General features: G+C 39.5%; 12 protein-coding genes. 5 read left to right on the forward strand and 7 right to left on the reverse strand.

Annotated elements, in window-relative coordinates; all coding sequences use genetic code 11:
* Positions 1 to 395 precede the first annotated feature (395 nt).
* From AAC037_RS09305 to AAC037_RS09335, 7 genes are all read right to left on the reverse strand, one after another.
* Positions 396 to 935 (reverse strand): hypothetical protein, encoded by a 540-nt coding sequence (locus AAC037_RS09305; RefSeq protein WP_339902731.1) that lies wholly within the window; start codon positions 933 to 935, stop codon positions 396 to 398.
* Positions 920 to 1,609: a tRNA (5-methylaminomethyl-2-thiouridine)(34)-methyltransferase MnmD gene (mnmD, locus tag AAC037_RS09310; RefSeq protein WP_339902732.1), complete on the reverse strand. Its 690-nt coding sequence runs from the start codon at positions 1,607 to 1,609 to the stop codon at positions 920 to 922. The genes AAC037_RS09305 and mnmD overlap by 16 nt, the downstream gene beginning before the upstream one ends.
* A gap of 11 nt (positions 1,610 to 1,620) precedes the next feature.
* Positions 1,621 to 2,100: a 2-C-methyl-D-erythritol 2,4-cyclodiphosphate synthase gene (ispF, locus tag AAC037_RS09315; RefSeq protein WP_339902733.1), complete on the reverse strand. Its 480-nt coding sequence runs from the start codon at positions 2,098 to 2,100 to the stop codon at positions 1,621 to 1,623.
* 11 nt (positions 2,101 to 2,111) lie between these two features.
* Positions 2,112 to 3,374, reverse strand: a complete 1,263-nt coding sequence (locus tag AAC037_RS09320; RefSeq protein ID WP_339902734.1) for a pitrilysin family protein — start codon at positions 3,372 to 3,374, stop codon at positions 2,112 to 2,114.
* Positions 3,375 to 3,424: 50 nt separating this feature from the next.
* Complete coding sequence (locus tag AAC037_RS09325) at positions 3,425 to 3,631, reverse strand: cation transporter (protein ID WP_339902735.1); 207 nt, start codon at positions 3,629 to 3,631, stop codon at positions 3,425 to 3,427.
* 90 nt (positions 3,632 to 3,721) lie between these two features.
* Positions 3,722 to 4,531: an HAD-IC family P-type ATPase gene (locus tag AAC037_RS09330; protein WP_339902736.1), complete on the reverse strand. Its 810-nt coding sequence runs from the start codon at positions 4,529 to 4,531 to the stop codon at positions 3,722 to 3,724.
* Complete coding sequence (locus AAC037_RS09335) at positions 4,477 to 5,919, reverse strand: heavy metal translocating P-type ATPase (RefSeq protein WP_339902737.1); 1,443 nt, start codon at positions 5,917 to 5,919, stop codon at positions 4,477 to 4,479. The genes AAC037_RS09330 and AAC037_RS09335 overlap by 55 nt, the downstream gene beginning before the upstream one ends.
* 183 nt (positions 5,920 to 6,102) lie before the next feature.
* On the opposite strand from AAC037_RS09335, the gene bshC reads away from it, so the two are divergent.
* The 5 genes from bshC to AAC037_RS09360 form a co-directional block, all read left to right on the forward strand.
* The gene (gene bshC, locus AAC037_RS09340; RefSeq protein WP_339902738.1) at positions 6,103 to 7,698 is read left to right on the forward strand and encodes a bacillithiol biosynthesis cysteine-adding enzyme BshC; all 1,596 of its coding nucleotides are present in this window, start codon (positions 6,103 to 6,105) and stop codon (positions 7,696 to 7,698) included.
* Positions 7,658 to 8,242, forward strand: a complete 585-nt coding sequence (locus AAC037_RS09345) for a 5-formyltetrahydrofolate cyclo-ligase (RefSeq protein ID WP_339902739.1) — start codon at positions 7,658 to 7,660, stop codon at positions 8,240 to 8,242. Before bshC ends, AAC037_RS09345 begins: the two co-directional genes overlap by 41 nt.
* A 16-nt stretch (positions 8,243 to 8,258) precedes the next feature.
* Positions 8,259 to 8,732 (forward strand): hypothetical protein, encoded by a 474-nt coding sequence (locus AAC037_RS09350; RefSeq protein WP_339902740.1) that lies wholly within the window; start codon positions 8,259 to 8,261, stop codon positions 8,730 to 8,732.
* Positions 8,733 to 9,806: 1,074 nt separating this feature from the next.
* Positions 9,807 to 10,220: a hypothetical protein gene (locus AAC037_RS09355; protein WP_339902741.1), complete on the forward strand. Its 414-nt coding sequence runs from the start codon at positions 9,807 to 9,809 to the stop codon at positions 10,218 to 10,220.
* 39 nt (positions 10,221 to 10,259) lie between these two features.
* On the forward strand, positions 10,260 to 11,495 hold a 1,236-nt coding region (locus AAC037_RS09360), incomplete at its 3' end, for an LruC domain-containing protein (RefSeq protein WP_339902742.1).

Raw genomic sequence — 11,495 nt, forward strand, 5'->3', positions numbered from 1 at the left:
AAATCCGCTACCTCTAATGCACTTACTCCGGATATGGTACCCTGACCAACATCTAGAGGTTTGTCAAAAGTGATGGATTGGCCCTGTGCAACTGCAAATGCAAGGATATAAAAAATAGTACTTGCCAGGATTATAGGGGAGTTTTTCATGTTTTTAACCGGGTTTATTTGTCGTTTAATGCAGGCATTTAAAATATGATTACCTGGGTTTTTCATTTTAAAGCTTTCAAAATCACCTTATTTAAAGTGATAGAACAAAATCTGATTCGCTGAAAATCAATTGAAGGATTCACTAGGAAGTAAAAAGGCAGGTTAATATTACTGATTTTGAAGTATTAAACGCACAATTTGCTTTAAAATATTGGATCAATAGGCCTAAATAATTGCTCAATTCTCTTAATTGAAAATCACATGATTGAAAAAATATTCGGAACTGACCAAACTGTCTTTTTCGGAAGGGAAATAGTTGAACTTGAGATCAACTGCGCTTAAATCCAATGCATTGTAAATGACTACCTGAAGGATACCATTGTCTAAAGGGGTGAGTACATAATCCGGGCATTCGGGAATAGTTGTTTCAATGGTGCCGCTAAAAGGGATTGAGTAGCTTATTTTTAAATAATACTTGTCTTCGAATAGGAAGGAATCATTGATGTTGGGATAAATATTATTGTAAACTCTCTTCTCCTCTACAATAAGGCTTTCATATTGCAACTTGTCATTTAGGTGTATCCGTTGGAGAATACTGTCACCCTCTACTATGTGGGAAAAGCCATTTTTCTTTTTAGAAGGAGCCTGACTGGCTTCAGTGAGGGGGTTAATTGGACTTGAATTATTCTTTGCCCTGCCTTTAGGTTGGCAAGCAATAGAAGTCACAGCAAGCACATAAAAGGCCAATAGGATAGAAAAACCTTGTAGATTTAGCTTTTTTTCCACCCTCTTGTCATTTCTTTTTTTCCCGGAGGTCCGGGTACTTCGTCCAGGGTCAAGCCAAGAGATTGTAAGTTCTTTTTGAGGTGGCCAGCAGCACAGTAGGTAACAAAGGCTGCAGATGGGTTCATGCTGTTTTCGATTTTTTCCAGCATTTCCAAGGTCCAGAGTTCCGGTTGTTTTTTTGGAGAAAAGGCGTCAAAGAACACCAGGTCTGTAGGGTAAAGTTGTACCTCCTGGAGGCTGGTTTTCTCTTTTTTAATGTTGAAATAATCTGTCATTGGCATTCCCTTGTCCCATTCCATTTGGTGAAGGCGTTTGAAATAGCCATTGAAATGCGTTAGGGTTTCATCAAGTTGCGTAAAATTAAGGGCTTCGTATATCTCTTTCTCCAAGGGATAAGGTTCTATGGTATGGTAGAGCACAGGTACTTGATTCTGTTCTGCCCAGATCAAAGTCGACCATGCATTCAGGCCCGTTCCAAAGCCTACTTCAAAAATACGGATAGGAAACTTTCCCCTATTTCTCGCATACCAAGCATCCAGTCCATAAAGAAAAAAAACATGGATAGACTCTTTGTATGCCCCATGAGAAGAGTGATAGCTTTCATTGATATTAGGGAGATATACTGAATGGGAGCCGTCTTCTGTCGTTATGATTTTTGGTTCTTGATTTTCCATGTTGTTGACTATTATGGGTGGATCAAAGCTACACAATAAGCAGAGACGCCTTCTTCACGACCTACAAATCCCAAGCGCTCTGTAGTTGTAGCCTTCAAGGATAATTTATTGTCTTCGATATTCATTACCTCAGCAAGACAAGCTTTCATGGCCGGAATATGAGGGTTGATTTTTGGTTGTTGCAAGCAGATGGTTACATCCAGGTTCCCTATCTGGTAGCCTTCTTTCTTCAAAAGTTTCATGACCTCCTTGAGTAAAATTTTACTGTCAATTCCCTTATATTGGGGATCTTGATCAGAAAATTGATATCCAATATCTCTTAGGTTGGCTGCACCCAAAAGAGCATCACAGATGACATGGATAAGCACATCAGCATCCGAATGGCCAACAGCTCCTTTGCTGTGTGGAATCAATATTCCTCCTAACCAAAATTCTTCACCCTCTTTCAATTGGTGAACGTCATATCCAAATCCTATGCGAAAAGCACTCATAATTTAAAGTATTAAAGGTTATCTGGTGATCCATTATTAGGTGCACATTTATAATAAACTACAGAGGAAAGCTCGTCTCTGAGGTATTTCTGTGTAGCCAATTGTATCTCATCTACAGTAATCGCCATTTTTCGATCAAACTCTGCATTCATAAGCAGTGGATCTCCCAAATAAGCATAATAGGCCAATTTCATGGCCCTTCCAAGCAAGGAAACGGATTCATAGGTCTGCATGGCCTCTGCCTGGTTTTTAATCTTTTGAAGATTGGTTGGATCAATTGGCTCATTTTTAAAGTCTTCAAGCGTCTTGTCCAGTTCTTTTTCAGCCTCCTCGGCAGTCACGCCTTTCTCCATTTTTCCTGTGATGACTAAGAGTCCCGGGTCAATATTGCCTAGAACATAAGCTTGACAATTGGCAAAGAGCGAGGAGTTTTTAATCAATTTCTTCTCCAAAAGAGAGGACCTTCCAAAACCCAAAATGTCGGAAATAAGATCACATGTAAGGTAATTGTTTTCTAGTCTTCCCGGAATCTTATATACTTTATACAAAGCCTCTGTAGGGACATTGGCAAAGACCTGTTTTCTCCTTTTACTGTCCTGCAGAGGTTCAGAAAGTATCGTTTTTGGGGCAGTCTTTCCTCTTGGAATTTCATCAAACCAGTGCTCAACTCTAGCCTTTACTTCTTCAAAGTTAACCTTTCCTGCGATGCAAAGGACGGCATTGTTTGGGGCGTAGTTTTGCTCATAAAAATGCTGCAATTCTTCCTTTTCAAACCCTTCAATGTCTGCTATTTTTTCACCGATGGTTGGCCAGCGGTAAGGATGCTTTTCAAAGGCCAATTGCCTCACATGATGCATGGCATCGCCATAAGGTTGATTGAGATAACGCTGTTTAAATTCTTCAATCACCACTTGCTTTTGGGTGTTGATAGGCTTTTCCTTAAGGTTAAGGTAACGCATTCGATCCGATTCCAGCCAAAGGGCTGTGTCCAGATTAATTGCGGGAAGGGTAATGTAAAAGTTGGTGATATCAGTATTGGTAAATGCATTGCATTCCCCTCCAACCCTTTCTAAGGCAGTATCAAATTCAGGGATATTCTTTGAACCTGAAAACATAAGGTGTTCAAAGTAATGAGCCAAGCCGGATTTACCGGCTTCCTCATTTCTGGAACCTACCTTATACAAAAGGTTGACTACAGCCATTTCTGAAGAATGGTCTTCATGGACCAGTACCTGAAGTCCATTGTCCAGAGTAAAAGATTTATAGTTGATCATAGAATAAAGCCAAAAGTAATAAATTTTCTACCTATCCTGTATCCTTTCAATCAAATTGATTCACCTTTATAGCCTGATTGATCAAGTGCCGCCTTTATTTCCTCCACCTCAGTTTCTCCTTCTACAGTCAAAATCCTATCCGGTGAAGTTAAATCTACCTCCCAATGTTTTACTTTTAAATTGTCCATTGCCGGGGTAATGGCTGCCACACATGCACCACATTTTACATTTGTTTTAAGTTTGACCTGTTTATCCATTTTGCTAATTTTTGTTTTTATAATTCAATCTTCTATTTTATTAAATAAGCCATTTTGGCTATTCTTTGCATGCATTTAGCTAAGCTCTTATCAACTGTACTTCAGCCGTAAACTATTACCGACTACGGATAAGGAGCTAAGGGCCATTGCAGATCCGGCTATCATTGGGTTAAGTAAAAATCCGGATATGGGATACAACAATCCGGCTGCAATGGGTATGCCAATAATATTGTAAATGAAGGCCCAAAATAAGTTCTGACGGATGGTGGCAACTGTGTTTTTACTCAACTTTAATAAATCGGGAATGGCCATAAGGTCGGCATGTATCAGTGTAACCTGAGCCGTTTCCATGGCAATGTCGGTGCCGCCACCCATAGCAATGCCTAAATCAGCTAAAACCAATGCTTCACTGTCATTAATGCCGTCTCCTGCCATACCAACCTTGTGTCCTTTTTCTTGTAATTTTTTTATGTATTCCCCTTTGTCTTGAGGCAGTAAGCCACTTTGAAAGTTGGTTATGCCTACTTCTCCGGCGATGCTTGCAGCTGTTTTTTCCTGATCACCGGTAAGCATGTGAACAGTTATCCCCATTTTAGTTAATTGAGCAATGGCTGCTTTAGAAGTTTCTCTTAGCTTATCAGCGATGGAAACAACCCCCACCACTTCCTTTCCTTTGGCCATGTATACGACAATATTGCCCTGTTCAAGCATTTCATCGGCTGCTTGAGACAGGCTTAGATCGATGCTGCTACCCAAAGACTTCAACCATTTTAAATTTCCGATAGCATATTGCGCTCCATCAAATTGGCCCGTCACTCCCTGGCCGGTAAAGGTTTTGAATGCCGTTAGATTGCCTGATACTTTTTCTTTTGAAAAATAATCCGTAATGGCTGAAGCCAAGGGGTGCTCACTTTTTTCTTCAGCGCCCGAAATACTGCAGCCATGGGCTTTTCATTGACTCCTGATTTCCAAATCACTTTTTGTACACTAGGCTTACCTTCAGTGATCGTTCCGGTTTTGTCCAGAATCAGGCTGTCTATTTTTTTGCCATTTTCAAGGCTTTCGGCATCCCTAACCAAAATTCCTAAGGAGGCAGCTTTGCCGATTCCCACCATTATGGCCGTTGGTGTGGCAAGCCCGAGTGCACAGGGGCAGGCAATAACAAGTACGGTTATGGCAGAGAGCATGCCTCTTAAAATGGCATCATCTGCCCCACTAAGCGACCAAATGATAAAGGTAATCAGTGAGATGGCTAACACGGCAGGGACAAATATTTTTGTAACCTTGTCCACTGTTTTCTGTATGGGTGCTTTTGAACCTTGGGCTTGCTTTACCCTAGCGATTATGCTGGAAAGTAAGGTTTCTGACTTGCTTTTATTGGACTTAAATTCAAAACTCCCACTCTGGTTGATGGTTCCTGCATAAACGGTATCGCCATTGCTTTTTTCTACTGCCAAGGGTTCTCCGGTGAGCATGCTTTCGTCCACATAAGATTGGCCTTGTGTAAGTATGCCGTCCAAAGGGATTTTTTGTCCGGGTTTCACCAAGATGGTTTCACCGGGTAGCACCTCTGAAACATTCATTTGGATGGCTTTTCCCTCCCGGATGACTGTTAAGTCCGTGGGCTGAAGGCCGATGAGATTCTTTAAGGCCTCCGAGGTACCTGCTTTTGCTCTCGTTTCCATTAATCTACCAAGCAAAATAAAAAAGATGATGACGGCAGCCGCTTCAAAGTAAACATGAGGGGTCATTCCACGCGATTCCAGCCAATCCGGAAAAAAGGTGTTAAATGAACTGTAAAGGTAGGCTACTCCAGTACTCAGGGCCACCAGGGTATCCATATTGGTATTTCCTTTCTTGATTTGCTTGTAGGCGTTGATAAAAAAAGCATTTCCGAAAATGGCCAAAATTGGACTGGTCAAGGCCCACATGATCAAATTGGCATACGGTATCTCCGGCCAAACCATGCCAATCAGAAATACAGGGAATGCCAATATTCCTGAGTAAAGGGTTTTCTTTTTAAGTGCTTTTAATTCAGCGGCCTTTATGGCCTCCAAGTCCTCCGGTTTATCTAGGTCTATTAATAAATCATAACCTATGGATTGGATGTTTTTCTTGGCCTCCGATAGGTCCATTCCTTCTTTTTCCAAGGAAATAATGGCAGACTGGTTGGCATAGTTTACACTTGCAGATTGTATGCCTTTTGTTTCTTTTAGCATGGATTCCACACTGACCGCACATGCAGCGCAACTCATTCCGGAAATAGGTACTTCAATAGTCTGGCTCATATATAGAAAGCTTGTTTATTGCACAAAATTACAAAGGGGATGCTGGTTTATTGTTACAAAATTTTTGAAAAAATGTATAACTTGCCCCACCAATTGTTGGCAATTTAGGTGAACTTTACTATCCCTTTGCCCGTTTTAATGGTTTCAATACCTGCCTTTATAAAAATTGAAATTGCATCCTTTATGTTAAAGTCCAGCTTAGACCCGGCCTGTACCGGCCTGTTTTCATCACTTTTTTTAGATTATATTCACAAAGAGGAGTCAGTAAAACAGTTTTATAAGGAGTTTCCCGATTTAGAGCAATTTAAAAAAACTTTGCCCAACAAGCATTTTGAGCAAGAGAAAAGAGACCGCCTTGTCAAAGTGCTGGAAAAGCAATATGAAGGATTTGAAGGTTCAAGGGTTAAGGGCAACATTCAACAATTAAAACAAGCCAATACTTTTACGGTTACCACTGGTCACCAACTAAACCTGATGACCGGCCCTTCTTATTTTATTTATAAGATTGTTTCTACCATTGCGCTGGCAGATAAGCTTAAAAAGGAAAACCCGGATTACCATTTTGTTCCGGTATATTGGATGGCCACGGAAGATCATGATTTTGCTGAAATCAACCATTTTTATTTTGATGGGAAAAATTATGAATGGGAAACGGATCAAAAGGGAGCGGTAGGAGAATTTATATTAGATGAATCCTTAAAAAAATTAATAGGAGAATTACATTTTCTTCCTGAGTTTTTCAAAACAGCCTATACCCAAAGCAAGCTTTTGAAGGAGGCTGTCCGGAAATACGTCCATCATTTATTTGCAGACAGGGGATTGGTGATCATTGATGCCAATGAAAAGGAATTGAAGCAATTGTTTGTGCCTGTCATCAAGGATGATGTTTTGAATGCCACGGCCAATAACATCGTGAATGATTGTAACCGTGCCTTGGAAAATGCAGGCTACTCCACCCAAATATTTCCTAGAGAAATTAATTTTTTTTATATGGAAAAAGGTCGTAGAGAAAGGTTGGTTTTAACAGATGGTTTATTTGAAACCCACGATGGGAAAAACAAATGGGCTGAAGCTGAAATGACTGCGCTTATAGAAGAAAAGCCGGAGAATTTTAGCCCCAATGTAGTCATGCGCCCACTATACCAAGAGGTGATTTTACCCAATTTGGCCTATCTGGGTGGGCCGGCGGAAGTGGCTTATTGGTTTCAACTGAAAAATGTTTTTGCCCATTATTCGGTTGATTATCCATTTTTACTTCCAAGAAATTTTGCTATGATTTTGACTTCTCCCCTACAGCGTAAAATGAATAAGCTGGGCTTGAATGAGAAGGAACTGTTCTTGCCTTTGGATGATTTGCGGATAAAGTATGTAAAAGAAAATTCCGATCAGGACCTTGAACTGCAGGAGGAAAGAGATAAATTAAATCTTATCTATAAGTCTTTAGAAGAAAAGTCTACCGAAATGGATGCTACTTTAACTTATGCAGTTAGGGCCGCCTATAAGCGTAATGAAAAGATTTTAGACCAAGTGGCGACCAAGTTTCGTAAAGCAGAAGAGAAGAAGAAGTCTACAGCCATAAAACAACTAGCAGCCATAAAAAGGGAACTATTTCCCCAAGGAACTTTGCAGGAAAGAAAAATCAACTTTCTGGAGTTCTATTTAAGTAATCCGGAATTTATAAAGGAGCTTTTTGATACCTTTGACCCGTTAAACTTTGATTTTATTCTTCTAAAGGAAAATGGTGACAAAAGAAGTAGTAAGACAGCAACTCAGAAATAGTCGCCTCGCATTGGGGCTTGAGGAGCGTGAAGCCTACTCCCGGAAGATTACTACAAATTGCTTAACTTTCTTAAAGCAATTTCCGGAGATTAGGCATATTCATTTGTTTTTGCCTATAAAAAAACTTCTGGAAGTAAATACGGTACCATTATTGCGATCACTTTTTCAACTGAATTATCATGTGTACAGTTCGATTACTGTTCATAATGCGCGAAAAATGGCTACGGTGAAATTGACCCCGGAAACAGTTTTTGAGAATGATAAGTTGGGCATTCCTGTTCCAATAGATCCGGTTTTGTTAGAAACTCCAAAGCCGGTTGAACTGGTTTTTGTACCCTTGCTGGGTATAGATTCAAGGGGGAATAGAATAGGTTACGGATTTGGGTTTTATGATATGTTTTTTGGAGAACTAAGCGATGGTGTGTTGAAAATCGGACTGTCTTACAATGTGCCGTTATCCGAAGAAATTCCTCATGAACCTCACGATGTTCCCTTGGATGGCTGTATCCACCCTGAGGGGATCACTCTTTTTGAGAACTATTAATTAAACAACTATAATAATGATGAAAAATGTAATGTTTGCCGTGATGGCATTGGTACTCATGTTTTCCTTATCTAATGAAAGTAAAGCACAGGCTTATGATACTGGGGTTGGTTTGCGCTTAGGGGCAAGTAGCGGATTAAGCGTAAAGCATTTTATTAGCCAGGATGCAGCCCTTGAGGGGATTTTGCATACCCGTTGGAGAGGTCTTTTGATTACCGGTCTTTATGAAGTTCACAGGGATATTGAAGACGTAGATGGTTTGAATTGGTTTTATGGAGGAGGAGCCCATATAGGTAGTTGGAACAACAGTTCTAAATATGATTACGATGGATCTACCGTTATTGGTATTGATGGGATCATTGGCTTGGAGTATGTTTTAGAAGAGCTTCCTCTTAATTTTTCACTGGATTTTAAACCTGCTATCAATATAATTAATAATGGAGGCTTCTGGGGTGACGAATTCGCACTATCTGTTAGGTATATATTTTAATAAACGACCTGTTAGCAAGGTGGTATATGGGGTTGTACCATAAAGGAATTACTTTTTTTGAGCCGGTCATCATTTTTTTTGCTATCCACCAAACCCCTTCAAGGAAGTTCTTCTCTTGGTTTTATCAAAACCAAGAGAAGAACTTACCTGAAATAGGCAATATATCCTCTATTATGTGCTGAAATCGCTTCAAGGTCAATCCCTTCGCCCCTGTTTACAATTTCACCTCAGGCATGCTATGCTAAAATATCCTAACTGATTGATATTCATGTAATTGCACACTTCCTTGAGAAGCTTAGGAAACCCTAATATCCGTTTTAACCAACCTTATCTTTTGTAATTAAAATGGGCTTTTGAATTTTTCAACTGTTAATATAATTTGCCTCTATCGGGATTTAGTGGCTGCCAAATGCTTTTTCAACCAATCCTCCTATAAGTGAAAAAATCGACTTTTAATTTCCTTGTATTATGACTTATCAGTCGCTCTTGGGTGATTTTCATTAGCTGCATAAAACGCCACATCGTTCTCTATAAAGAATTCAACCCCCTCCTATAGTAATGGCTTCCCGGGTTCCTTAATGGTGCATATGTTCTTTTCAACGCTTTTAGGATTATTTTGGAAAAGCCTTAAAGGTTATCGATGTAAACCTAGCGGTCATTCCCTATTGCCATAATAACAATAAAAAAAACAATTCAATTTAATGTGTTGAATTGGTTTAATGTGTGAAAAAGTTGGTGTGAAAAACAGATTAATTGAAATAAAATATTTTGTATTATAAAATTTGGTTTTCGAATAATAAAAAGAACTTTGTGCTGCTTAATAAGTGGTTTTGTTTATCAATTTTTTTTAAACCTAAAATTGTTTTCTAAATTTAGACTTGAAAACCAACCAATAGTAAACCCGTCCCTCATAATAGCGGTATTGACCGATCTTTTTCACCAGTTGGTCGATTTTTCTCCTAAAAAAAATTAAAAATGAGGACTTTTGGTGTATGATAAAGTTGATCGATAGGTCACTTTACTTTTTTTGATACAGTAAACAACAGAACAATGAAAAACAGCAAAACAACTTTGTTGTCATACTTGGCATTGATTGTCCTCGTAATGACCCTTAATTCTTCTTGCGTGAATGAACAGATAGAAGAGAGCACTCAGCAAATCACTCCTACAGGAGAAACAATTGACGATTTAGTGGTTTCCGCATTTTTTGACTGGGAAACTACAGAAGAGCTTACCGTAAGCATTGATGGTTTACCCGTGGATGTAGGAGTTTATCAGCGGCTTTCTTTAACAACTGATGCTGGAAGAGAGATTTTTGGAGGCATGCATCGCATGCATGAAGATTTTGAGATGAGTTTTGATCTCCCTAAAGGAGTTGGCGAAGTAAGGATGAAATATGGTGCGCTTGAAAAAGTAGGGACTGTTGAAGGCCGTAAAGTGTCGTTTGATTTTTTTATTGAAGATAATGCAAGCGATATTGAATCCTAATTTTGTAATCCTAATCATTAAGTTTTTAAAAATTTTATCATGAAAAGATTTATTTTATTGTTTTCGCTATTAGGGTTGGTTTTTTTTCAGACCCATGGACAAGAGAATTACGTAAAAAACGATGCTGAACTAGGAGACAGGAGCCATTATTTTTCCTTATGTTGGGGAATGGGAGCTGTGACTGTCAGTGATAATAATGCGACTTTGCTAAACGGGGATTTTAGTATGCGGACCAATCAGTTGACCGATAAATCCAATAAAGCAACTTGGATCAAAAGCCCATGGATGGTTATGGAAGCAGGGGAAATTAGTTTTGTAACCAGATTAGACGGAAATGCTGGAGGAAACAGGGGTATTTTGATTCAGTATATTCCATTTGATGCGGACATGGATTATGGTGAAGGTGAAGAAGTTGAGTTTGATTCCTTTTCTTTTCCACATCCGGTGAACAAGCAAACAACAGTTCATAAAGTAACAGCTAATATTCCGGAAGCGATTGTAGGCAAGACGGTTAAAATTTTCATCAGTTTCACAGGAACCGGAGGTTCTGCCAGAGCTGGATTGGATGATTTGGTTATTCCGGGCAAATATGCTGCCGACCCCTCTTATAACTGTATGCCGAAAGTAGAAAAGCAGGATAAGGACGGGGATGGCGTTGTGGATGCTGAAGATGATTATCCTGAAGATAAATACAAGGCATTTGACAACTACCTTACCTCTAAAAGCGCAGCAACCCTTATGTTTGAGGATCTTTGGCCTGCTAAAGGAGATTATGATTTCAATGATTTGGTATTGGATTATATGATCAATAGAATTACAGATGCTTCCGGTGAGATAGTGGAAGCAGTGATAGATCTTTTGCCAAGAGCAGCAGGAGCAGGCTATTCCAATGGTTTCGGTATAGAGTTTACTGGGATTGCACCAGACCAGGTTTATAAGGTGGTAGGTTCAAAAATTAAATCCAATAGCATCCATAAGTTTTTGGACAATGGACTTGAAGCAGGAAATGAATATGCTACAATTATCGCATTCGATGATGTTGACAATGTGCTAACGCATCCGGGTGGAGGATCAGTTGGCATCAATACGGATCCCAGTTTCCCTATGCAGTCTGTTGAGAAAATGCAAATCATCATGTACATCAAAGATGGTGAAAATGCGAAAGGACATATCCAACTGGATGAGCTAAAAATGGATCATTTCAATCCATTCTTGATCGTCAATCAGAAGCGAGGTGTTGAAATCCACCTTCCCGGCAAAAAACCAACTGCACAG

The sequence above is a fragment of the uncultured Cyclobacterium sp. genome, assembly GCF_963976465.1.
Lineage (GTDB): Bacteria > Bacteroidota > Bacteroidia > Cytophagales > Cyclobacteriaceae > Cyclobacterium.